This is a genomic window from Micromonospora sp. CMU55-4, from assembly GCF_011602315.1.
Taxonomy (GTDB): Bacteria; Actinomycetota; Actinomycetes; order Mycobacteriales; family Micromonosporaceae; genus Micromonospora; species Micromonospora chalcea.
Genome location: NZ_JAAOLH010000020.1, coordinates 34,547 through 56,744, shown reverse-complemented (window position 1 = coordinate 56,744; position 22,198 = coordinate 34,547). Strand labels below are relative to the sequence as shown.

General features: G+C 74.0%; 19 protein-coding genes and 2 riboswitches. Of the genes, 8 read left to right on the top strand and 11 right to left on the bottom strand.

Annotated features, from left to right (window positions below; translation table 11 throughout):
* The first annotated feature begins 20 nt into the window (after positions 1-20).
* Positions 21-188, top strand: a complete 168-nt coding sequence (locus HA073_RS27060) for a hypothetical protein (protein WP_166457585.1) — start codon at positions 21-23, stop codon at positions 186-188.
* A gap of 4 nt (positions 189-192) precedes the next feature.
* Here HA073_RS27060 and HA073_RS27055 read toward each other — a convergent pair whose 3' ends face one another.
* Positions 193-1,629, bottom strand: coding sequence for a PrsW family intramembrane metalloprotease (locus HA073_RS27055; RefSeq protein WP_083296944.1), 1,437 nt, complete (start codon positions 1,627-1,629; stop codon positions 193-195).
* Between the two features lie 65 nt (positions 1,630-1,694).
* Positions 1,695-1,817, top strand: a riboswitch (SAM riboswitch).
* A 48-nt stretch (positions 1,818-1,865) separates the two neighbouring features.
* Between HA073_RS27055 and HA073_RS27050 the strand changes: the two genes are divergently transcribed.
* Entirely contained in the window at positions 1,866-3,128 is a 1,263-nt protein-coding gene (locus HA073_RS27050) for an aminotransferase class V-fold PLP-dependent enzyme (protein WP_166457584.1), read from the top strand.
* Between the two features lie 354 nt (positions 3,129-3,482).
* Here the strand turns inward: HA073_RS27050 and HA073_RS27045 are convergent, their stop codons facing one another.
* Positions 3,483-4,742, bottom strand: a complete 1,260-nt coding sequence (locus tag HA073_RS27045) for an aromatic acid exporter family protein (protein ID WP_043327993.1) — start codon at positions 4,740-4,742, stop codon at positions 3,483-3,485.
* Positions 4,743-4,810: 68 nt separating this feature from the next.
* Between HA073_RS27045 and HA073_RS27040 the strand changes: the two genes are divergently transcribed.
* The gene (locus HA073_RS27040; protein ID WP_064446724.1) at positions 4,811-5,446 is read left to right on the top strand and encodes a hypothetical protein; all 636 of its coding nucleotides are present in this window, start codon (positions 4,811-4,813) and stop codon (positions 5,444-5,446) included.
* Here HA073_RS27040 and HA073_RS27035 read toward each other — a convergent pair.
* Positions 5,372-5,704, bottom strand: coding sequence for a DUF4031 domain-containing protein (locus tag HA073_RS27035; protein ID WP_166457583.1), 333 nt, complete (start codon positions 5,702-5,704; stop codon positions 5,372-5,374). The genes HA073_RS27040 and HA073_RS27035 overlap by 75 nt on opposite strands.
* Before the next feature lie 33 nt (positions 5,705-5,737).
* Between HA073_RS27035 and HA073_RS27030 the strand changes: the two genes are divergently transcribed.
* Entirely contained in the window at positions 5,738-7,138 is a 1,401-nt protein-coding gene (locus HA073_RS27030; protein WP_064446725.1) for an FAD-binding oxidoreductase, read from the top strand.
* Here HA073_RS27030 and HA073_RS27025 read toward each other — a convergent pair.
* Both HA073_RS27025 and HA073_RS27020 read right to left on the bottom strand, forming a co-directional pair.
* On the bottom strand, positions 7,135-7,644 hold the full coding sequence (locus tag HA073_RS27025; protein ID WP_043327989.1) for a hypothetical protein: 510 nt from the start codon (positions 7,642-7,644) through the stop codon (positions 7,135-7,137). The two genes, HA073_RS27030 and HA073_RS27025, sit on opposite strands and share 4 nt — an antisense overlap.
* A 66-nt stretch (positions 7,645-7,710) precedes the next feature.
* Positions 7,711-9,528: a glycerol-3-phosphate dehydrogenase/oxidase gene (locus HA073_RS27020; RefSeq protein WP_043330892.1), complete on the bottom strand. Its 1,818-nt coding sequence runs from the start codon at positions 9,526-9,528 to the stop codon at positions 7,711-7,713.
* Positions 9,529-9,596: 68 nt separating this feature from the next.
* Here HA073_RS27020 and HA073_RS27015 point away from each other — a divergent pair, with 68 nt between their 5' ends.
* The 3 genes from HA073_RS27015 (at position 9,597) to HA073_RS27005 (ending at position 13,267) form a co-directional block, all read left to right on the top strand.
* A complete protein-coding gene (locus HA073_RS27015; RefSeq protein ID WP_205798715.1) occupies positions 9,597-12,005 on the top strand; it encodes a S8 family serine peptidase in 2,409 nt (802 codons plus the stop codon).
* 43 nt (positions 12,006-12,048) lie between these two features.
* Entirely contained in the window at positions 12,049-12,975 is a 927-nt protein-coding gene (locus tag HA073_RS27010) for a GNAT family N-acetyltransferase (protein ID WP_166457582.1), read from the top strand.
* 70 nt (positions 12,976-13,045) lie between these two features.
* Positions 13,046-13,267, top strand: coding sequence for a hypothetical protein (locus tag HA073_RS27005; RefSeq protein WP_030502772.1), 222 nt, complete (start codon positions 13,046-13,048; stop codon positions 13,265-13,267).
* Positions 13,268-13,335: 68 nt separating this feature from the next.
* Here HA073_RS27005 and groL read toward each other — a convergent pair whose 3' ends face one another.
* The 3 genes from groL to HA073_RS26990 all read right to left on the bottom strand — a co-directional run bounded on the left by groL (position 13,336) and on the right by HA073_RS26990 (position 16,874).
* Positions 13,336-14,958, bottom strand: coding sequence for a chaperonin GroEL (groL, locus tag HA073_RS27000; RefSeq protein WP_018787968.1), 1,623 nt, complete (start codon positions 14,956-14,958; stop codon positions 13,336-13,338).
* A gap of 273 nt (positions 14,959-15,231) precedes the next feature.
* Entirely contained in the window at positions 15,232-16,557 is a 1,326-nt protein-coding gene (locus HA073_RS26995) for a hypothetical protein (RefSeq protein WP_166457581.1), read from the bottom strand.
* 113 nt (positions 16,558-16,670) lie between these two features.
* On the bottom strand, positions 16,671-16,874 hold the full coding sequence (locus HA073_RS26990) for a cold-shock protein (RefSeq protein WP_013288855.1): 204 nt from the start codon (positions 16,872-16,874) through the stop codon (positions 16,671-16,673).
* Between the two features lie 223 nt (positions 16,875-17,097).
* Here HA073_RS26990 and HA073_RS26985 point away from each other — a divergent pair, with 223 nt between their 5' ends.
* Entirely contained in the window at positions 17,098-17,613 is a 516-nt protein-coding gene (locus tag HA073_RS26985) for a GNAT family N-acetyltransferase (protein ID WP_166457580.1), read from the top strand.
* A 70-nt stretch (positions 17,614-17,683) separates the two neighbouring features.
* Here the strand turns inward: HA073_RS26985 and paaN are convergent, their stop codons facing one another.
* The 3 genes from paaN to thrC all read right to left on the bottom strand — a co-directional run bounded on the left by paaN (position 17,684) and on the right by thrC (position 22,018).
* Positions 17,684-19,357: a phenylacetic acid degradation protein PaaN gene (gene paaN / locus HA073_RS26980; RefSeq protein ID WP_205798714.1), complete on the bottom strand. Its 1,674-nt coding sequence runs from the start codon at positions 19,355-19,357 to the stop codon at positions 17,684-17,686.
* 52 nt (positions 19,358-19,409) lie between these two features.
* Positions 19,410-20,429: a GNAT family N-acetyltransferase gene (locus tag HA073_RS26975; protein ID WP_166457578.1), complete on the bottom strand. Its 1,020-nt coding sequence runs from the start codon at positions 20,427-20,429 to the stop codon at positions 19,410-19,412.
* A gap of 299 nt (positions 20,430-20,728) precedes the next feature.
* A complete protein-coding gene (gene thrC, locus HA073_RS26970) occupies positions 20,729-22,018 on the bottom strand; it encodes a threonine synthase (RefSeq protein ID WP_043327982.1) in 1,290 nt (429 codons plus the stop codon).
* 12 nt (positions 22,019-22,030) lie between these two features.
* Positions 22,031-22,163, bottom strand: a riboswitch (SAM riboswitch).
* Positions 22,164-22,198 lie beyond the last annotated feature (35 nt).

Sequence of the window (22,198 nt, the reverse complement as noted above, 5' to 3'; positions counted from 1 at the left end):
GCGCCCTGGGGAGGGACACCATGCCGGTAGTGATCAAGAAGATCCTCGCCTGGGGATTCCTCGCGTTCCTGATCTACTTCATGGCGTTCCGTCCGGACGGGGCCGCGCAGGTGTTCAGGGGGATCGGGGCCGCGCTCATGGCGATCGCCCAGGGGCTCGGCGACTTTCTGACCGGCCTGATGAGCTGACCCGTCAGCGCCCGGGATGCCAGGGCGCGCCCGGGCCGTGCCAGCCGCCCGGGCCGTAGCCGGGCGGCGGGTACGCGGGCGGCGCGGCGAGCACCACCGGGATCGGCACCACCGGGTCGTCGGGCGCCTCCACCGGGCGCTGCGAACCGTCCGGGAACCGCAGGTGGTAGCGCTGACCGTCCCAGACCCCGACCGGCGCCTGCGGGTCCCGGCCGACGAAGAACGACCGGTACGCGGAGATCGCCTCCAGCAGTTCCCGTTCCTCCCGCGCTGTCCGTTCCCGCTCGGCGGGTTTGCGGTCCAGTCCCCGGCGCATGCCGTCGCGCAGCAGCGCGAGCCGGGTCGCGGCGAACTGGTAGCCGCGCATCGCCTTCACCCCGCCGTCACCGGCGACCCGCCGGGCCCACGTACGCGCCGCGTGCCGGCGACCCAGGCTGCCCAGCGCGGCCACCTCGGGCGGGGTGAGCCAGCCCGCCCGCACGTAGTCCGGCAGCGTGCGCTCGGTGAGCCGGCCCTCCCAGGCGCGCAGCCAGATCGCCAGCCCCACCATGGCGAAGAAGATCGGCACCATCACGCCGATGTACCCGTAGAGCACGATCACCGTCTGCCCGGTGGCCTGGGCCAGCGAGGGCAGCAGGTTCCAGGTGCCGTGCAGGATCATCGCCAGCAGCAGGCCGGCCAGCGGGGCGAGCACCCGTACCCGCCGGTCGGCGGTACGCGCCGCGACGCCCAGCCCGACGCCGGTCATCGAGGTGAACAGCGGGTGGGCGAAGCCGAACAGCAGGATCCGGACGATGAAGATCGCGATCACCTGCTGCGCGCCGGTGGCCGGGCCGTACTGCTCCACGCCGGTGCGGTAGCCGTACCCGCCCAGGTAGAGGATGTTCTCGACCATGGCGAAGCCGACCGCGGAGAGCCCGCAGTAGACCAGGCCGTCGGTGATCCCGGAGAACTCCCGGCGCCGGAAGATCAGCACCAGGAGCGGGCCCGCCGCCTTGGTCAGCTCCTCGATGAACGGGGCGACGAGCACCGCGGTCAGCGCGGCGGGCAGCCCCAGGTCGTCGAACAGCCGCGCGCCGGTCTCGTTGACCAGCAGCGAGATCGCGGTGGAGACGAAGGCGCCCCACGCGAAGCAGAAGATCAGATACTTCAACGGCTCCGGCTCGTAGCGGTCGAGCCACAGGAAGCAGGAGACCAGCACCGGCACCGGCAGGATCGCCGCGACCAGGCCCACCAGCAGCGCCTCGGCGCCGAGGCTCTCGCCCAGCGTGAAGACCATGAACAACGCGCCGGCCGCGATCAGCAGCACCACACCGGCCAGCGCGAGGAAGCGCCGCCAGCCGAGCCGGCGCAGCGGCATCCGGGGCGTCGGCCCTCCCGGCGACGGGGCGGCGGGCGCGGGTGGCGGCGGCAGGGCTCCGCCGGGCGGGGTGTCGGCCATGCGGTCAGAGTAGTCACCCGCGACCCACTGGTCCGGGCCGAACGCTACGGCTATGCTCCCGAACAGGTCACGAGCGCCAGCGTCAAGCCCCGGCTTGCTGGCCGGCAACCCTCGTCGAGGTTCGCGGTGGGGTGCCCCGGGTGATGACCGGGCCCAGCGCCGCTCCGCGTGCTGGGCAAGCGCGGACCCCGTCCCGGCACCACCCGGGGTCCACCTGTGACCCGGGAGGCTCCGGCATGACCCTCACTCTCGTACCCCCGTCGCCAGTGCTGCCCGCGCCGGTCCGGCCCGACCCGCTCGGCGTGCTCGGCGTACCGGGGGAGATCAACCTGGACCACGCCGCCAGCGCGCCGTGCGCGCGGGCCGCGGCCGACGCGGTGGCCGGGCTCCTTCCCTGGTACGCGAGCGTGCATCGCGGCGCGGGCGCGCTGTCCCGGCGCTGCACGCTCGCCTACGAGCAGGCCCGGCAGACCGTCGGCGACTTCCTCGGCGCCCGCCCCGACGACCACGTGATCTTCACGCGGAACACCACAGACGCACTGAACCTGCTGGCCCGTGCGCTGCCCGCGGGCACCACGGTGATCACGTTCGGCGGCGAGCACCACGCCAACTTGCTGCCCTGGCCGCGCGGCTCGGTACGCCTGCCGGTGCCGGACAGCCCGGCCGGCGCGGTCCGGTCCCTCGCGGCGGCGCTCGGCGAGCTGGCCCGCGACGCCCGGCCCGGCCTGCCGGTGCTGGTCGCGGTCACCGGCGCCGGCAACGTCACCGGCGAGGTGTGGCCGATCGCCGAACTGGCCCGGGTCGCGCACCGGCACGGCGCCCGCATCCTGGTCGACGCCGCGCAGCTCGCCCCGCACGCCCCGGTCGACCTGGCCGCGCTGGACGTGGACTACGTGGCGCTGTCCGGCCACAAGCTGTACGCCCCGTTCGGCGCGGGCGTGCTCGCCGGGCGGGCGGACTGGCTGGACGCGGCCCCGCCGTACCTGGCCGGTGGCGGCGCCACCAGCCACGTCGGCGCGGCCACGCACGAGGTGCGGTGGACCACCGGCCCGGCCCGGCACGAGGCCGGCACCCCGAACCTGCTCGGCGCGGTGGCGCTGGCGGCGGTCTGCGCCGCGCTCGGCGAGGCCGACCGGCAGGCGCTGCACGTACGGGAACAGGCGCTGCTGACCCGGCTGCGCCGCGGCCTCGCCACGCTGCCCGACGTGGTCGAGCTGCGCATGTTCGGCCCGGACGCGCCCCGGGTGGGGATCGTCAGCTTCGTGGTCGCCGGGCGGGACTCGGCCGACGTGGCCGCGCATCTGGCGAGCCGGCACCGGATCGGGGTACGGGACGGCCTGTTCTGCGCCCACCCGCTGACCCGTCGCCTGCTGGCCGAGGCCGCCGCCCGTACCGGCCGCACCGACCTGCCCCCGACCGCCCTGCGCGCCAGCCTGGGCCTGGGCACCACCGAGCCCCAGGTCGACGCCCTCCTGACCGCCCTGTCCCACCTCCCCTAACCCAACCCCTCCCCCTCCCCCTCCCCCTCCCGCCCAAGAGCAACCGGCCCGTCCGCACCCACGACAGCCAGAGATCTTGGTACGGGGACGCCCCGGTGGGGGCGTCCCCGTACCAAGATCTCGCCCCCCGGGGCCCCCATCGGGGCGATCATGAAGTTAGCGGTAACAGAAAGCGCTTTCCCGCCAGCCAACTTCATGATCAGCCGGCCCTATGGAGGTGATCAAGGAGTTTGGGTCCGAGTTGACCTCCGGGAGGGACACAAACTCCTTGATCAACGCGGCGGGCAGGAGGCGGGGCGGGCCAGGCGGGGCAGGGCGGGCAGGCGGCGGGACGGGCGGCGGGGGCCGGGCGGGTCAGCCGACTGGGGGGGCCGTGGGAGGGTGGGCGGCGGGGTTGCGGTCGGTGGGTGGGCCGGTGCGGTGCTCCTTCTCGCCGAACGCCTGCCGGACCAGGCGGTTCGCCTCCTCCTGCTCGATCCCGGAGGCCACCATCAGGTCGCTCGCCGTGGTACGCACCTGCGCGATCACCACGCTGCCGGAGAAGCCGACCCCCTCGGCGTACGCCCGGCCGGCCTCGCTCACCGCGCGCAGCGACCGTTCGCGGGCCTCCTGCGGCTCCTGCCCGGCGGCGAACTCGTGCCGGAGCAGGCGCACCGACTCGGCCAGATGACCGATCGCGTCCGGCATCGGCTCGGGGGCCGGTTCGTCGTCCTCGATCATGGTGACCGCGCGGCGGATCAGCGTGCCTGTGTTGCGCATGGCCCGGTCGATCGGGTCGGCCGCCTCCGCGTAGTGGGTCAGCTCGCCGCGCCGGTGCCAGCGGGCCGGGGACAGCGTGCTGGTCTCCTTGGCACCCTCGATCGCCTCGGAGAGGGCGGCCAGTTCCTCCTTGTTCTCCCGCAGCCGGAACAGCGCGCGCTGGGCCGCCTCCCGGTCCTGGTTTCGCAGCGCCTCGGCGCAGGCGTCGAGCTGGTCGGCGAGGAGGTCCAGCGCGGGCCGGGCGGCCCGGTTGATCACCCGTAGCGGGTTGAGCGGCAGCAGGATGGCGGTGACGAGCAGCGCGATGCCGCCACCGAGTAACGCGTCGATGAAGCGGGGGAATTCCAGGTTCTCGGTGGACGGGCTGAGCGTCACGATCAGCACCGCGGTGGCCGCGGCCTGGATCACGATCGCCACGCTCGCCCCGGCGAAGATGCTCAGCAGGATCGCCGAGGTCACCACGAGCGCGAGCTGCCAGGCGCCGGTGCCGACGAAGTAGATGAGCGCGTCGCCGACCAGCACGCCGACGGCCACGCCGGCGATCAGCTCGACCGTACGCCGGAACCGCTGCCCCACCGAGGCGGCGAGCGTGCCGACGGCGGAGATCGGGGCGAAGACCGGCTGGGGGTTCTTCAGCAGCCGGTGCGAGATCAGGTACGCCAGACCGGCGGCGAGCCCGGCCTGCACCGCCAGGCCGAACGCGGTCCGGACCCGGTGCAGCCGGTCGTGCAGGGTCGCCTTGCCCCGGTGCCGCAGCTCCTCCATCGCGGAGGCGATCCGCTGCCCGTCGCGGTCGGCCCGCCCCTCACGCAGCTTTCCGCGACGCAAGAACTGCAGTCGTCCGTCCCGGGCCATGGCCGGTACTACCCGTACCGCCCCGGCTGAATCCCTCTACCCGGGCCGGAGGGGGCAGACTGCATCCGATGGACGACCTGACGGCACGGTGGCGGGAGACGGCGCGGGCGGCGGGCGCGACCGATCCGGCGGCTGTCGAGCGGGCCGGCGCCCGGCTGCTGGCGGGCTGGCGGGAGCCGCACCGGCGCTACCACGACGAGGCGCACCTGCGGGCGGTGCTCGACGTGGTCGACGCGTACGCCGGGCTGGCCCGCGACCCCGACCTGGTCCGGCTCGCGGCGTGGTGCCACGACGCGGTCTACGACCCGCGCGCGGCGGGTGACGCCAACGAGCGGGCCAGCGCCGACCTCGGCGGCGAGCTGCTGGCCGCCGCCGGGGTCCCGGCCGCGACGGTGACCGGGGTACGCCGCCTGGTGCTGCTCACCGCCGGTCACGCGGTCGGGCCGGACGACCCGGACGGCGCGCTGCTCTGCGACGCGGACCTGGCGGTGCTGGCGGCCCCGGCGGAGCGCTACGACAGGTACGCCGCCGCGATCCGCGCCGAGTACGCGCACGTGCCCGAGCCGGACTTCCGCGCCGGCCGGTCGGCGGCGCTGCGGCACCTGCTCGCGCTGCCGGCGCTGTACCGGCTACCCGAGCCGCACGCCCGCTGGGAGTCCCGGGCCCGGGCCAATCTGTCCCGGGAGCTGGCCGCGCTGGCCTGAGAAGCGGTGCTTCGGACGGCGCAGGCCGGTGTCCCGCAGCAGCCGGACGATCTCCCGCGAGGGCACGACAGTCGCGCCCAGCCACACCGCCGCCCGGAACCGTTCGGCGGGCACGTCGTAGTGGTCCCGGTCGAAGCCGCGCCGGGGCGCGCCGAGCATCTCCGCGAACGCGTGCAGCTCGGCGTACGAGACGTCGCTGATCAGGTGCGACCAGAGCCGGCCGCGCCAGGGCACGGCGGGCGGGTCCAGGTAGAGCACGGCAACAGACGGTACGCCGGTAGCCTTCCCGGCATGGCCGCCCATCCCCTCCTCGACGACCTGCGGGGCGCGCTCGGCGACGCCGCCGTGCTGACCGACCCGGACCTGCTGGCCGGGCACGCCCGCGACGAGGCAGACCTGTGCGACTCGGGCGTCCCGCTGGTGGTGGTCCGGCCCCGTGACACCGAGGGCGTGGTGGCGGTGGTCCGGGCGGCGGGGCGGCACGGCGTACCGGTGGTGCCGCAGGGCGCGCGGACCGGGCTGGCCGGCGCGGCGAACGCGGTGGACGGCGCGGTGGTGGTGAGCACCGTGGCGATGAACCGGGTCCGGGAGATCGACCCGGTCGGCCGGATCGCCGTGGTGCAGCCCGGCGTGGTCAACGCGGCGCTCGCCCGCGCGGTGCGGGAGCACGGCCTCTGGTATCCGCCGGATCCCGGCTCGTGGGAGTCGTCCACGGTCGGCGGCAACGTGGCCACCAACGCCGGTGGCATGTGCTGCGTGAAGTACGGCGTGACCGGCGAGTACGTGCTGGGCCTGGAGGTGGTGCTCGCCTCCGGCGAGGTGCTGCGCACCGGGCGGCGTACCGCGAAGGGGGTCGCCGGGTACGACCTGACCCGGCTCTTCGTCGGTTCGGAGGGCACGCTCGGCGTGATCACCGAGGTGACAGTGGCGTTGCGTCCGGCCCCGGAGCAGTCACTGACACTGGTCGCGGTCTTCCCCACGGTGGCTACGGCCGGTGGCGCGGTCGCCGGGATCGCCGGGCGGGGGCTCACCCCGAGTCTGCTGGAACTGCTGGACCGGACCCATCTGCGGGCGATCGAGGCGTACCGGCCGATGGGTCTGCGCACTGATGCCGAGGCGCTGCTGCTGGCAGCGGTGGACACCGGCGCCCGGGCCGCCGACGACCTGGCCCGGCTGGCCGAGGTGTGCACGGCGGCGGGCGCCGACGAGGTGTACGCGGCCGGCGACGCGACCGAGGCGGCGGCGCTGCTGCAGGCCCGGCGGCTGGCCCACCCGGCGATGGAGCGGTTCGCGGCGCAGACCTACCCCGGCGGCAACGGGGGTCTGGTCATCGACGACGTGGCGGTGCCGCGCGCCCGGCTGGCGGAACTGCTGGACGGGGTGGCCCGGATCGCCGAGGCGTGCCGGGTGCCGATCGGGGTGGTCGGTCACGCGGGCGACGGCAACATGCACCCGAACATCGTGGTCGACCGGGCCGACCCGGACAGCCTGGCCCGGGGGCGGCGGGCCTTCGACGAGATCATGGCGCTCGGGCTTGAGCTGGGCGGCACCTGCACCGGGGAGCACGGCGTGGGGCTGCTCAAGCGGGACTGGCTGGCCCGCGAGATCGGCCCGGTGGGCGTACGGGTGCACCAGGCGATCAAGGGGGCGCTGGACCCGGCCGGGTTGTTCAACCCCGGCAAGGTGTTCTAACCCTTGTCCTCGGCGGGCGTGGCCTGGGTGACGAGCAGCAGCACGTCGTAGGCCACCTTCGGCTTCGGCTCGCCCGGGCAGTCCTGGATGGTGACGGTCAGGCCGGGCGGGACGAGCAACGTCGAGGTCAGCACGCCGATGCAGCCCTGCTTGTAGCCGCGGGCCTCGTCGGTCTCCTTCGCCAGCGCCGGGTCGGCGAGCATCCGCTGGAGCCGCCGGCTCTGCTCGGGGCTCAGCGTGCCGGTGGCGTCCACGCCGTCACCGGCGCAGTCGCGGCACTGCCAGCGGCCGGACGGGTCCACGTCGAGGTGGCGGATCGGGCCCTCGTCGCCGAGCTTCTGCACCAGGGAGACGCGCTTGCCGGCCGGGGTGGGGCTGGCTGTTCCCGCTGTTCCGGGCGCGGTGGCGCCTTCGGCCCGGCCGAAGGCGCATCCGGTCAGAGCGGTCGCCAGCAGGACGGCAGCGGACAGGGCGGGGACGCGCGACGACCATGATGGGCGGACCACGCGGGGAAACCTACACTTCCGTAGGTAGCGCGCACTAGCGGCCGAGCGGCCCGGGGTGGGGATCCCCTACCTGGGGGAGGCCGGAAGTTCAACGCCCGGGCCGTCGGTCCCTCGGTCTGCTGCGAAACCACGCACATCGGGCGCGCCGAGGCGGGCCGCGTCGGCGGCGATGTCGTCCGTCATGAGCTGCGACTCCCGCTCGGCCAGCACCCGCGCCCGGTAGTGGGCCACCTCCCGGTCCCGGGTCGCCGCGTCCCAGCCGAGCACCGCGCCCATCAGCTCCGCGGCGTGCTCCGCCGACTCCAGGCCGCGGTGGCTGGTCTCGATCGAGATCCGGGTACGCCGGGTGAGCACGTCCTCCAGGTGCAGCGCGCCCTCGGCGCGGGCGGCGTACGTCACCTCGGCGGCCAGGTATTCCGGCGCGCCGGCCAGCGGCGAACCGAGCAGCGGATCGGCGTCGACCAGCGCGAGCAGGTCCAGCGTGAGGTTGCCGTATCGCTCCAGCAGGTGCTCGACCACGCCGACCGCGACTCCGTGCCGGCGGGCCAGGTCGGCCCGGTCCCGCCACAGGGCCGCGTAGCCGTCGGCGCCCAGCAGCGGCAGGTCTGCGGTACGCGAGGGGCGGGTCCGGCCGAGCCGGTGCATCGCGCGGTCGACCACGTCCGAGGCCATCACCCGGTAGGTGGTGTACTTGCCGCCGGCCACCAGCAGCAGGCCGAGCATCGGCTCCACCACGGCGTGCTCGCGGGACAGCTTCGAGGTGGAGTCCGCCTCGCCGGCCAGCAGCGGGCGCAGCCCGGCGTAGACGCCCTCGATGTCGGCGGTGGTCAGCGGCCGGTCCAGCACCGTGTTGACCTGGGAGAGCAGGTATTCGATGTCGCTGGCGGTCGCAGCCGGGTGGGACCTGTCGAGTTGCCAGTCCGTGTCGGTGGTGCCGATGATCCAGTGCCCGCCCCAGGGGATCACGAAGAGCACGCTCGTGGCGGTACGCAGGATCAGGCCGGTCTCGCCGACGATCGCCGAGCGGGGCACCACCAGGTGCACTCCCTTGGAGGCCCGGACCCGCAGCTTCGGGCGGAGACCGACGTCGTTGAGCATCCGCGACATGTCGTCGCTCCACACGCCGGTGGCGGCGATCACGGTGCGCGCGCGTACCTCGAACTCGGCGTCCGGCGAGCCGGCCGGCGCCTCCAGGTCGCGTACCCGCACGCCGGTGACCTCGCGGGCCTGGCGGGTCAGGCCGACCGCGCGGGCGCTGGTCACCACCGTCGCGCCGAGGCTCGCCGCGGTACGCGCCAGCGTCACCACGAGACGGGCGTCGTCGACCTGACCGTCGTAGTAGCGGATCGCGCCGGCCAGCTTGTCCGGACGCAGGCTCGGGAAGATCCGGCGCGTGCCCTCGCGGCTCAGGTGCCGGTGCAGCGGCATCCCCCGCCCGCCGCCGAACACCCCGGCGAACGCGTCGTACGCGGCCACGCCGAGCCCGTAGTAGGAGCGGCGGAAGAACCGCCGGGGCAGGTCCCGCGCGCCGCCCTCGGCGGGCAGCGGAACCAGGATCGGCACCGGACGGACCAGGTGCGGGGCGAGCCGGGTGGCGAGCAGTCCGCGTTCGGTCAGCGCCTCGTGGACCAGGTGGAACTCCAGCTGCTCCAGGTAGCGCAGGCCGCCGTGGATCAGCTTGCTGGACCGGCTGGAGGTGCCGGCGGCGTAGTCGCGCGCCTCCACCAGGGCGACCTTCAGCCCGCGGGACGCGGCGTCGAGCGCGGCGCCCGCTCCGGTCACCCCGCCGCCGATGACCAGGACGTCGAACCGCTCGGCCCGAAGGCGGCGCAGGTCGTCGGCGCGGCGCTCGGCGGAGAGCTGGCCGGCCACGGATCGGGACACGTTGGGGTCGCGCACCCGTCCACGGTAACCGTCCGGGGCGCGCGGCGACACGGCCCGGCCGTACCGTGATGACCATGCTGACCGGCCCGCCGTTCGCGCCCGTACCGCCGCCGCCACCGCGTGAGACCGGGCCGTGGCCGGTCGTCGCGGCCGTGCTCACCGGGTTCTGGGTCGTGCTGGTGACCGTTCCGGGTCAGGTCGGCGGCTGGCTCGTCGAGCAGGTCATGCTGGTCATGGGCCTGGACCGGGCGGTGGCGGTCTGGCCGGTGGTGGCGGTGGTCACCGTGCTGCTGGCCGGGGCGCCCTCGCTGGCGCTGGCGCTGGCGCCCCGCTCCCCCGCGCTGCGGGCGACCGGCCGCGCCTGGACCGCCGCCGTGGTCGCGCTGGGCGCGACGACGCTGCTGCGGACGGTGCCGCCGGTGCACCACGAGGCGTACCTGGCCGCGCTGGCGGTGACCGCCGCGGTGCTCGCGTTCGTCGCCGCCCGGCTGGCCCGCGTGCGTCCGCCCGTCGCCGTGGACGCGGTCCCGGAGGGCCGTTTCGGGACGGTGCCGCTGCTGGCGGTCGCGGCCGGGCTGGCGTCGCTGCTGCCCTGGGCGTGGGTGGGCGCGCTGGGCGGGGCGCTGGAGACGGTGCTCGCCGGGTTGGCCGCCGCCGCGCTCGGCACGCTCGCCGGGGCGCTGCTCGGCGCCCGGTTCTGGGCCGCGTTCGGGCCGGGTCCGGCCCGGTTGGTGCTGGTCGGCGGCCTGGTCGCGGGCGTCGCGTTGACGCCGCTCGCGGCCGCCGCCGGGCAGTCCGGCGTACAACTGCCGGCGCTGTTCCTGCTGCCGCCGCTCGGTTTCGTGCTGGCCGCGCTGGAGGCGGCGGCCCGGCACTCGCGCCGCCCGGCCGGACCGGCGCCGGTGCGCTGGCTGATCGGGCTGGCGTTGCTGGGGCCGCTGGCGTTCACCGACCCGGAGGAGATCACCCTCCTGCTCGCCACCACCCGGGACACGCCGTTCTGGGTCGCCGTGGGCACCGGCGTCGCGTTCGCCGTCGCGGTCCTGCTCGCCCTCGGGTACGGCGTGCTGCTCGCCCGGTCCCGCGCCCGCGCGCCCCGGCGCGGTCCGGCCGCGCTCGCCGCCGCCGCGCTGCTCGTCGCCGTCGCCGTGGTGTACGTGGTCCCCGGCCAGCCGGGTCTGCACGGCGAGCGGCTGCTCGTGGTGCTGCGCGAGCAGGCCGACCTGACCGGGTTGCCGGCCGGGACGCCGGGACGGGCCGGGCGGGACGCCCGGGCGACCGAGGTCTACCGGCGGCTGGTCGCCACCGCCGACCGCACCCAGGGCGACCTGCGCCGCACGCTGACCGACATGCGGCTGAAGCCGACGCCGTACTACCTGGTCAACGCGATCGAGACGGACGGCGGCCCGGCGGTGCGGGCCTGGCTGTCCGGCCGGCCCGAGGTGGCCCGGGTGCTGGTCAGCCAGCGGCTGCGTCCGCTGCCCGCGCTCGCCCCGACGGCGCGCGGCGACGCCCCGGCGCCGACCGGACCGGCCTGGAACATCTCGCTGATCGGGGCGGACCGGGTCTGGTCGGAGCTGGGCGTCACCGGCTCCGGCGTGGTGGTGGGCAGCTCCGACTCCGGAGTGGACGGCCGGCACCCGGCGCTCGCCGGCGGCTTCCGGGACGGCGACGACTCCTGGTACGACCCGTGGGAGGACCGCCGCGCCCCGGCCGACCGGGGTGGCCACGGCACCCACACGCTGGGCAGCGCGGTGGGCCGGGACGGCATCGGCGTGGCGCCCGGCGCGAGCTGGGTCGGCTGCGTCAACCTGGACCGCAACCTGGGCAGCCCGGCCCGCTACCTCGACTGTCTCCAGTTCATGCTGGCCCCGTTCCCGCCGGGTGGGAACCCGCTGACCGACGGCCGTCCGGCGCGCGCCCCGGACGTGCTCACCAACTCGTGGGGCTGCCCGCCGCTGGAGGGCTGCGATCCGGGGGCGCTGCGCCCGGCGACCGCGGCGCTGACCGCGGCCGGCATCCTGGTGGTGGCCGCCGCCGGCAACACCGGCCCGTCCTGCGGCTCGATCGTGGACCCGCCGGCGCCGTACCCGGACGTGCTGACCGTCGGGGCGGTGGACCGGCAGCGCCGCGTCACCGACTTCTCCAGCCGTGGTCCCGCGCCGGACGGCGTGGCCAAGCCGGACCTGGTCGCCCCGGGCGCGGCTGTGCTCTCCGCGATGCCCGGCGGCGGGTACGCGACGCTGGACGGCACCTCGATGGCCACGCCGCAGGTGGCGGGCGTGGTGGCGCTGATGTGGTCGGCGAACCCCGCGCTGGTCGGGGACCTGGAACGGACCCGGGCCATCCTGCGCGACACCGCGCAGCCGGTCCCGCGGCCCGCCGAGGCCTGCGGCGGACCGCGGGACGTCTCCGGCGCCGGGCTGGTCGACGCGTACGCGGCGGTGCGCGCGGCCCGGGCGGCCGCCACCGGTTAACAACCCTGTCCATTGGCCTGCCGATGCCCTACTGTCGGCGTCCATGGACGTGGAGATCATCGAGCTGGGCCAGGACCGGCTGCCCGAGGTGGTCGAGTTGTGCCGCGTGTCGCTCGACCTGCCGGAGGACGCGGTCGAGGCGTCCGCGGTGGTGGTCACCGTGGCGGAACGCGCCGGGGCCGACCGCCCGGTGCTACGGCTCGGCGCGGTACGCGACGGCGCGTTGATCGGGGTGCTCGTCGGGTCGCTGTCGGCAGCCGATCCGCGGCTCGGCCACGTCGACCTGATCGCGGTCGCCCCGCCGGAGCGCCGCCAGGGTGTGGGCGGGGCGCTGCTGGCCGAGGCGGAGAGCCGGCTCGGCGCGCTCGGCGCGGCCGAGGTGCTGCTCGCCGGCAACCCGCCGCACTACGCCTGGCCCGGCATCGACGTGCGCTACACCCCGGCGGTCTGCGCCGCGCAGCGGCTCGGCTACCGGCAGGACCGGACCGCCTGGAACATGACCGCCGACCTGTCCGAGGGGTCGGTGGCGCTGCGTCCCACCGAGGCCGCCGAGCGGCGGCTGGCCGGGCGGGGCGTGACGGTACGCCGGGCCACCCCGGACGACCTGCCGGCGCTCGCCGCGTTCGCCAGGTCCACGTTCGGCGGCACCTGGGACGGTGAGCTGGCCGGTTCGGTGGGGCGGCCGGACGCGGGCGTGCACCTGGCCGAGCGGGACGGTGAGATCCTCGGTTTCGCCGCGTACGGGTCGGCCCGGCCGAGCTGGTTCGGGCCGATGGGCACCGCGCCGGCGGCGGAGGGCTCCGGGATCGGTGGTGTGCTGCTGCGCCGCTGCCTGCGTGACCAGGCGGCGGCCGGGATCACCGCGGCGCAGATCGGCTGGGTGGGGCCGGTGCCGTTCTACTCGAACGCGGCGGGGGCCCGGATCGAACGGGTGTTCTTCCTCTACCGGAAAGCCATCAAAGGGGCATAGACGCTAATAGCGCCATTCGACCTCCTTCGTCATCGACCGGGCTCTACGGTCGGGGCAGAGGAGGCGGTGCATGACCACGAATGACGAACGGGCCGAGGAACCGTCCGACGAGCTTCCCGGCCAGCTCCCGTTCGACCGGCTCGACATCGGCGACGCCGAGCAGCTCGCCGAGCTGACCGGCGCGGACCGGCCACCGGTGGAGGAGCAACGGCAGCCGGTGGACGAGCCGCGGCGGCTGCCGCCGTACGACCGGACGCACAAGCGACGCAACCAGCGCCCGCTGCCCACCTGACACGCACACGGAAAGGGGCGGACCGCTGACGCGGCCCGCCCCTTTCGGCGTACTGGGTGGAGCTGGACTCAGAAGTCCATCTCCCCGCCACCCGGGCCCGCCGGAGCGGCCGGGGTCTTCTCCGGCTTGTCCGCCACGACGGCCTCGGTGGTGAGGAACAGCGCGGCGATCGACGCGGCGTTCTGCAGCGCGGAACGGGTCACCTTGGCCGGGTCGATGATGCCCGCGGCCAGCAGGTCCACGTACTCGCCGGTCGCGGCGTTGAGGCCGTGACCCGGGTCGAGGTTGCGAACCCGCTCGACGACGACGCCACCCTCCATGCCGGCGTTGACGGCGATCTGCCGCAGCGGGGCGTCCAGCGCGATCTTGACGATCTGCGCGCCGGTCGCCTCGTCGCCGGCCAGGTCCAGCTTGTCGAAGGCGGTCTTGCCGGCCTGCACCAGCGCGACGCCACCACCCGGGACGATGCCCTCCTCGACGGCGGCCTTCGCGTTGCGGACGGCGTCCTCGATGCGGTGCTTGCGCTCCTTCAGCTCGACCTCGGTGGCCGCGCCGACCTTGATCACCGCAACACCGCCGGCCAGCTTGGCCAGACGCTCCTGCAGCTTCTCCCGGTCGTAGTCGGAGTCGCTCTTGTCGATCTCGGCCCGGATCTGGTTCACCCGGCCCTGGATCTGCTCGGCGTCGCCGGCGCCGTCGACGATGGTGGTCTCGTCCTTGGTCACCACGACCTTGCGGGCGCGGCCCAGCATCTCGAGGCCGGTCGCGTCCAGCTTGAGGCCGACCTCCTCGCTGATGACCTGGCCACCGGTGAGGATGGCGATGTCGGTCAGCATGGCCTTGCGGCGGTCACCGAAGCCCGGCGCCTTGACGGCGACCGACTTGAAGGTGCCACGGACCTTGTTGACCACCAGGGTGGCCAGGGCCTCGCCCTCCAGGTCCTCGGCGATGATCAGCAGCGGCTTGCCCGACTGCATGACCTTCTCCAGGATCGGGAGCAGGTCCTTCACCGACGAGATCTTGCTGTTGACGATCAGGATGTACGGGTCGTCGAAGACGGCCTCCATACGCTCCGGGTCGGTCATGAAGTAGGCGGAGATGTAGCCCTTGTCGAAGCGCATGCCCTCGGTGAGCTCAAGCTCCAGGCCGAAGGTGTTGCTCTCCTCGACGGTGATGACACCTTCCTTGCCCACCTTGTCCATCGCCTCGGCGATGATCTCGCCGACGCTGGGGTCGGCGGCGGAGATGGAGGCGGTGGAGGCGATCTGCTCCTTGGTCTCCACGTCCTTGGCGAGCTTGAGCAGCTCCTCCGAGACGTTGGCCACGGCGGCCTCGATGCCCCGCTTCAGGGCCATCGGGTTGGCGCCGGCGGCCACGTTGCGCAGACCCTCACGAACCAGGGCCTGGGCCAGGACGGTCGCCGTCGTCGTGCCGTCACCGGCGACGTCGTCGGTCTTCTTCGCGACCTCCTTGACCAGCTCGGCGCCGATCTTCTCGTACGGGTCCTCGAGCTCGATCTCCTTGGCGATGCTCACACCATCGTTGGTGATGGTGGGGGCACCCCACTTCTTCTCGAGCACGACGTTGCGGCCCTTGGGGCCGAGCGTCACCTTCACGGCGTCGGCGAGCTGGTTCATGCCCCGCTCGAGGCCGCGGCGCGCCTCTTCGTCGAACGCGATCATCTTGGCCATACGGCGTTGTCCTCCTGGACACTCACGGGCCACCCGGGATGCCCGGATGGGCCGTCTGGTGTACGCACCTTGGGGACGTCGCCACCTGGCGACGACGACGTCTCCTCGGTCGGGCCGGACAGCCCGCGACGACCGGCCCGTACCGCTCCGGCGCCACTGGGACACCGGTGCGGCCGTGGCCCTACCGCCCCGACCTTCTGGCACTCACCGTATGCGAGTGCCAATGACTTGTTTAGCACTCTCCCTAGCCGAGTGCAAGCACGACCACCCCGCTCAGCCGAGTTCCGCCGCCAGCCCGGCCGCGGTCACCGGGCCCTCCTGGGCCCGCTGCTCGGCGTACGTGACCACCAGCCCCACCTGCTGCGCCAGGTAGGTCGGAGCCGCCACCACGGCGCTGAGAACGGTGAGCGTCACCGCGCCGATCGCAGTGCCCACGGCGCCCATCGGCTCGAGCCCGAAGAGCGCCCCGCTGATCCCGCTCAGCACGACGTCCAGCAGCGTCGACACGACCAACGCCGCCACCACCAGCGCGACCCGGCCCAGCACCATGCCGAACCGGCTGTGGAACATCCGCCACGACCGCCCGACCGGATCCCGCCGCTCGAACAGGTAGACCGGACCGAACAGGGCGAGCGCGAGCGCGGCGTAGAGGCCGGGCAGCAGGCAGAAGCAGGCGCCGAGCGTGACCAGCAGCGACACCACGATGGTCCAGCCCCAGAGGCCGAGGGCACGGCTCAGCCCGTACCGGAAGGCGGCGCCGAGCCCGGCCGGCTGACCGGCCGCCTGCCGGGCGATCACCCAGGTGCCCGCCGCCCAGCCCATCGCCTGGAGCGCGCCGAAGATCAGCCCGGCGAACAGGATCGCGCCGTAGAAGCCGAGCGTCTGCGCCCAGAAGTCCTCCGGCAGCACCGGCGAACCGTCCGGCGCGGTCGCCATCTGCCCGTCGGGGCTGAGGACGAGCGTGAGGACGCCGATCACCATCGCCGGGGGGACCTGGGTGAGCAGCACGATCGGCAGGAGCTGCCGCCAACCGCGCCGCAGCGCCCCCCAGCAACGGGCGAACCATGGGCCGATGCCCGCGTGCGGCGGGTTGACGAGCGGGTCCTGCGGGTCGATGCCGGGAAACCAGCCGGCGTACGCCCCGGGGCCGGCGGCCACCGGGTAGGCGGCGCCCGGCATCGGATGAGCCGGGTACCCGGGCCAGCCCGCCTGGGGAGGACCAGCCGGGTAGCCCGGCGGCGTGGGGTAGCTGGGGGGCGTGGGGTAGCTGGGGGGCGGGGCGGCACCCGGCGCGGTCCAGCCGGCCGGGTCGCCCCCACCGGGCGGGGTGGCCGGGTCGGCGGGAGTGGCCGGGCCGGACGGGTTCGGGTGGGCGGGCTGCGCGTCGTACCCGGGTTGTTGCGGAATGCTCGGGCCGTAGCCGGTCTGGTCCGCCCAGGGATCGGCGGGCGCCGGGCCGGGAGCGGGCACGGACGGGCCGGCGCTCCCCGACGACGCCGGATCGGTGGCCGGAGGCGGAGGCGCGGTCGGGTCGGCCGGAGAGCCGGACGGCGTCGGCGACACCGGTTCGGTGGAACCCGGCGGAGGCAGATCGGACATGGGCCCTCCTCAGCGGCTACGGCTGGAACGGCTCATGATCTTCCATGGTGCACGCTCACAGCGCAGCCCCCCGGTCGGCGGACCCGGCTGCGGAACCGCCCGGCAGGCGGAGGTCAGGCGATGACGCGGACCCGCTCGGCCTGCGGACCCTTCTGCCCCTGGGCGATCTCGAACTCGACCCGCTGGCCGTCATCCAGCGCCTTGTAACCGTCCATCTCGATCGCGGAGAAGTGGACGAAGACGTCCTGCCCGCCGTCGACGGCGATGAAGCCGTAGCCCTTTTCGGCGTTGAACCACTTCACGGTGCCCTGTGCCACGGTGCACTTCCTCACTCTGCGCGGCGTTCCAACACCCGGAAACCGGCGGACCGGCACCGGTAGCACACCGGTTCAGCGATCGGCGACGACCACTGAATTCGGTGACCGAAATCGCACGCTACACGAGGCGTGACGACGGCGCACGACCACAAATCGGGCATATTCCGGGCGGTACCCGGCCCCGGTCACGCGCCTGCGCCGGCCCGTCCGGTATGCATGCGGCATGACCAGCGCGCCCACCACGACCACCGTTCGCCGGGTCCGGCCGACCGACGCCGCCCGGATGCGGGCGCTGCGGCTGGAGATGCTGGCCGACTCCCCACTGGCCTTCCTGGAGACGGTGGCCGAGGCCGCCGCCCGGCCGCACGCGGAGTTCGCGGCCCGGATCGCGGCCGTCTCCCGGGGCGACCACACCGCCCAGTTCGTGGCCGACCCGGGCGGCCGGCTGGTCGGCCACGCCGGTGGCACCGCCGCGCCGGACGAGCCGGGCCTGACGCTCGTCTACGCGGTCTACGTGACGCCGGCCCGACGGGGCAGCGGTCTGCTCGCCGCGCTCGTCGACGAGGTGGCCGCCTGGTCGCGCGCCTGCGGACGGCCCGAGCTGATGATGGAGGTGGTGGTCGGCAACGACCGGGCCTACCGGGCCTACCAGAAGCTGGGCTTCGTGGACACCGGCGTACGCGTGCCGCACCCCAGAATCCCCCGCCTGCACGAACTCCAGATGCGCCGCCCGGCGTGAGGCCGACCGGGCGCAGTTGTTAAGAGGGGGCCCCTCCTATACCGGAGGCGTTAAGAAGGGGCCCCTCCTTTCAGGCGTGGCGGCGGCTCTGGACGATGCGGAACCGGTTCGCCACGTACGCGCCGTCGGTCAGCGCCGAGTTGGCCGCCGCGTTCGCGCCGGAGCCGTGGAAGTCGGAGAACGCCGCCGACTGGTTGACGAACACCCCGCCGGTGAGGTTGCAGGACAGGTGCACCCCGGCGTCGATGGCCGCCTTCTCGGCCTCGTCCAGCACGGCCTCGTCGGTGGAGTAGACGCCCGCGGTCAGCGCGCCCTTCTCGCCCACCGTCTCGCGCAGGATGCGCAGGCTGTGCTCGGTCGAGTCGGTCGCGATGGCGAACGAGATCGGCCCGAACCACTCCCGCGAGTAGGTGGCGGTGTCGGAGGCGTCCAGCTTCACCACAGTCGGCGTACGCACCACCGCGCCGGGGAAGGACGGGTGCTCGACTACGCGCGACTCCAGCACCGGCTCGCCGACCTTGGTGACCTCGTCCAGCCGCTCCAGCACGCCGTCGTTGACGATCGCGCCGGTCAGCTCGACGCCGCGGGCCGGGTCGGCGGTCAGCTTGGCGACCGCGCCGGCGATCCCGGCGGCCACCTCGTCGAAGCTCTTGTGCCCCTGGTCGGTCTCGATTCCGTCGCGCGGGATCAGCAGGTTCTGCGAGGTGGTGCACATCTGGCCGCTGTACAGCGTCAGCGTGAAGCCGAGGTTGCGGCAGAGCCCGGCGAAGTCGTCGGTGGAGTCGATCACCACCGTGTTCAGGCCGGCCTTCTCGGTGTAGACGGCCGCCTGCCGGGCGTTCGCCTCCAGCCAGTCGCCGTACTCGGTGGAGCCGGTGAAGTCGACGATCTTCACGGCCGGGTCCAGGGCCAGCGTCGTGGCGAGCTTCTCGCCGGGCGCCTCGGGCGCGAGCTGCACCAGGTTCGGGTCGAACCCGGCCTCGGCGAGCACCTCGCGGGCGTACTTCACGGTGATCGCCAGCGGCAGCACCGCGCGCGGGTGCGGCTTCACCACTACCGGGTTGCCGGTGGCCAGCGAGGCGAACAGACCGGGGTACGAGTTCCAGGTGGGGAACGTGTTGCAGCCGATGACCAGCGCGACCCCGCGCGGCACCACGTGGAACGTCTTGGTCATCCGGAGCGGGTCGCCCTTGCCCGCGGCCTTCTCCCAGCCGGCGGTCCCCGGGTGGCGGGTCATCTCGGCGTACGCGTAGGCGACCGCCTCCAGGGCCCGGTCCAGCGCGTGCGCGCCTCCGGCCTGGAACGCCATCACGAACGCCTGGCCGCTGGTGAACTGCACCGCGTTGGCCAGCTCGAAGATGTTCCCGTGCAGCCGGGCGAGGATCTCCAGGCAGACGCCCACCCGGGCCTGCGGGCCGGCGTCGCGCCAGGCGGGCAGCGCGGCGCTCGCGGCGGACACGAGCTGGTCGGCGCCCGCGTGCGGGTAGCGCACGTCCAGCGCCACGCCGAACGGGCTGACCTCGGTGGCGACCGTGCTGCCGTCACCGGCCTGGTCGAGCGGGAAGTCGCCACCCAGGTACGCCTCGAAGGCGGCCTTGCCGTCGGCGGCGGCGGTCTCGCCGTACACCCGGGGGCTGGGTGACTCGGGGTAGGCCGACCAGTACCCGCGCTCCGCGATGGCGGTCAGCGCCCGGTCGAGGGTCTCGCGGTGCCTGTCGTACAGGGGGTGCGGGGTCTCCGTCATGCCCGCCATCATGCAACAGAAAGGCACCAGATCAGTAGGGGCGTGTCACAACTCAGATCGTCAACTGCCAGTCGACGGAACCGGCGGCCGGGCGGAAGCCCAGTTGCTCGTTGATCGCGATCATGTGCCGGTTCGCGACCGCGTTCCAGGTGTCGACGGCCCGCAACGCCGGTTCGTGTGTCAGCGCGTACTCCAGGTTCCCGGCCTTGCAGAGCAGGCCGAGCCGGCGGCCGCGGTGGTCGGGGTCGACGAGGGTGATCTCCTGCCAGGCGTGGTCGGCGCTGCCCGCGTCCAGGCTGAGCTGGGTCCAGCCGACCAGGCGGCCGGTCGCCTCGTGCACCACGCCGGTGTTGTACCGGCGTACGCCCCGGGCATCGAGCGCCCGCTCCGCGTCGCGTACCCGCGCCGCGTCCATCCGCTCCGGCTTCCAGTCCAGCTCACCCATCGGCGCGTCGAGCAGCAGCCGGCCCTGGAGGTAGGCGACGTCCGCGACGTACTCCTCGGGGGTGTGATCGCGCCACCGCACCGGCCGGTATCCGGTGGCCGCGGTGCGGGCCTGGGCCAGCAGCGCGGCGAGCCGGTCACGGTCGAGGCCGGCCACGTCGAGCCGGCGGCGGACGTCGGCCAGCGCCGGCTTGGCGCCCAGGGCGGCGGCGAACGCAGCGCCGGGGAAGACCCGGTCCTCCTCGCCGGGCAGCGCGGCGGTGGTCGAGCCGACCAGGCGTTTGCCGCCGTGCTCGCGGAGCAGCCGCACGCCGTGCTCGTGCAACACGCGGCCGATGCCGCGCCTCCGGTACGCCGGGTCGACTGTCAGTTCGACTGTCGCGTTCTCGGTGTTCTCGATCGTGTGCAGGTGCAACCGGAGCCAGCCCACCGGCAGGCCGTTCAGGCGGGCGACGAGCCAGCGTCCCTCGATGCCGGGCATCGGGTGCGACAGCAGCGCCTCGAAGCGGCGGCGGCAGATCGGCGGGAGGTCCGGCTCGTCGACGGCCTGGGCGGCGCAGGCGATCCGGTACGCCGCGTCGAGCGTCTGCCGGTCGGCGGGATCAAGCGGCGTCACGGTCAGCGTCATGTCACCCAGGGTGCGCCGGACACAGCGAAGAGGCCAGCGGTTTTCCGCTGGCCTCTTCGGACGTTGGTCGGGAGGGACGTCCGCACAACGCCTCCGGCGTTGGGTCGCAAGAACTTGAAAAGTCTCCGGCGGATGCCCTCCCGCACGAAGCATCTTGCGCCGTCCGGTTCCTGCCGTCAAGTCCTTGAGGGTGGTTTTCTGGCACTCACCGCACATCACCGGTTACCCACCGGTCTCACCCGATCCCCCACCCGGGCGAGCCCCACCTCCCCCACCCGGCCGAGGCGCCGGGCTCCGGGTCAGGACAGCAGGCCGGCGTCCCGGGCGGCGCGCAGGGACGGCTTGATGCGGTGGGTGGGGCCCACCTGGGCGGCCACCGCGTCGAGCGTCTTCAGGCCCTCGCCGGTGTTGAACACGACCGTCTCGGCGGACGGGTCGAGCCGGCCCGACTCGACCAGCTTGCGCAACACCGCGACCGTCACGCCGCCCGCCGTCTCGGCGAACACCCCGGTGGTACGGGCGAGCAGCCGGATGCCGGCGCGGATCTCGTCGTCGTCGGCGTAGTCCATCCAGCCGCCGGTACGGCGCACCGCCTCCAGCGCGTACAGCCCGGCGGCGGGGTCGCCGATGTTCAGCGACTTGGCGATGCCGGTCGGCTTGACCGGCGTGATCGTGTCGGTGTCGCCGTGCAGCGCGGTGGCGATCGGGTTGCAGCCGGCCGACTGCGCGCCGAACACCTTCCAGCCACCGGCCGGCGCCTCGACCAGGCCGATCTCGACCAGCTCGGTGAACGCCTTGTCGATCTTGGTGAGCAGCTCGCCACTGGCCATCGGGATGACCACCTGGGCCGGGATCCGCCAGCCGAGCTGCTCGGCCACCTCGTAGCCGAGCGTCTTGGAGCCCTCGGCGTAGTAGGGCCGCACGTTCACGTTGACGAACGCGGTGTCCTCGAACTCGTCGGTCTCCACCAGTTCGCCGCAGAGCCGGTTCACGTCGTCGTACGAGCCGTCGATGGCGACCAGGTCACCGCCGTAGACAGCGGTGGTGACGACCTTGCCCTGCTCCAGGTCGCCGGGGATGAAGACGACAGACGGCACGCCGGCCCGGGCCGCGTGCGCGGCGACCGAGTTGGCGAGGTTGCCGGTGGAGGCGCAGGCGTAGCGGGTGAAGCCGAGCTGCCGGGCCGCGGTCAGCGCCACCGAGACGACCCGGTCCTTGAACGAGTGGGTGGGGTTCGCGCTGTCGTCCTTGACCCACAGCGGCGCGGTGAGTCCCAGCTCGGCGGCGAGGTTCGGGGCGGCGACCAGCGGGGTCAGCCCCGGGTCGAGCGTGACCCGGGTGTCCGGGTCCTGACCGGCCGGCAGCAGCGCCGCGTACCGCCAGATGTTCGCCGGACCTGCCTCGATCTGCTCCCGGGTGACGGTGGCGAGCGCGGCGGTGTCGTAGTCGACCTCCAGCGGCCCGAAGCACTCGTAACAGGCGTGCTGGGCGGCCAGCGGGTAGCGCGCCGAACAGGCGCGGCAGACCAGGGCGCGGGCCGGGCTGAGGGTGGTGTCGATGCCGGTGGCGGCGGGAAGCGTCGACGTCATGTCGAGGATTTCCTCTCATCTTTCCCCGCATCGCCGGGTGCGGCGGGGACGGAATTGGCACCTGCCCGCTGTCGCTCGTCGTCGAGCGTGCGGGTGGTTGCCGGGGCGTCGTCGGGCCGTATCCCTCAGCCCCTCTGGATGAGGTATTCAGTTGTGCCGCCGAGTCTATGCGCTGCTCAC

Coding starts and splice junctions, on each gene's coding strand:
- paaN (WP_205798714.1), bottom strand. CDS start 19,357: ATGACGGAGACCCCGCACCCCCTGTACGACAGGCACCGCGAGACCCTC.
- HA073_RS27055 (WP_083296944.1), bottom strand. CDS start 1,629: ATGGCCGACACCCCGCCCGGCGGAGCCCTGCCGCCGCCACCCGCGCCC.
- groL (WP_018787968.1), bottom strand. CDS start 14,958: ATGGCCAAGATGATCGCGTTCGACGAAGAGGCGCGCCGCGGCCTCGAG.
- HA073_RS27010 (WP_166457582.1), top strand. CDS start 12,049: ATGGACGTGGAGATCATCGAGCTGGGCCAGGACCGGCTGCCCGAGGTG.
- HA073_RS26975 (WP_166457578.1), bottom strand. CDS start 20,429: ATGACGCTGACCGTGACGCCGCTTGATCCCGCCGACCGGCAGACGCTC.
- HA073_RS26995 (WP_166457581.1), bottom strand. CDS start 16,557: ATGTCCGATCTGCCTCCGCCGGGTTCCACCGAACCGGTGTCGCCGACG.
- HA073_RS26985 (WP_166457580.1), top strand. CDS start 17,098: ATGACCAGCGCGCCCACCACGACCACCGTTCGCCGGGTCCGGCCGACC.
- HA073_RS27015 (WP_205798715.1), top strand. CDS start 9,597: ATGACCATGCTGACCGGCCCGCCGTTCGCGCCCGTACCGCCGCCGCCA.
- HA073_RS27050 (WP_166457584.1), top strand. CDS start 1,866: ATGACCCTCACTCTCGTACCCCCGTCGCCAGTGCTGCCCGCGCCGGTC.
- HA073_RS27060 (WP_166457585.1), top strand. CDS start 21: ATGCCGGTAGTGATCAAGAAGATCCTCGCCTGGGGATTCCTCGCGTTC.
- thrC (WP_043327982.1), bottom strand. CDS start 22,018: ATGACGTCGACGCTTCCCGCCGCCACCGGCATCGACACCACCCTCAGC.
- HA073_RS27045 (WP_043327993.1), bottom strand. CDS start 4,742: ATGGCCCGGGACGGACGACTGCAGTTCTTGCGTCGCGGAAAGCTGCGT.
- HA073_RS27030 (WP_064446725.1), top strand. CDS start 5,738: ATGGCCGCCCATCCCCTCCTCGACGACCTGCGGGGCGCGCTCGGCGAC.
- HA073_RS27005 (WP_030502772.1), top strand. CDS start 13,046: ATGACCACGAATGACGAACGGGCCGAGGAACCGTCCGACGAGCTTCCC.
- HA073_RS27040 (WP_064446724.1), top strand. CDS start 4,811: ATGGACGACCTGACGGCACGGTGGCGGGAGACGGCGCGGGCGGCGGGC.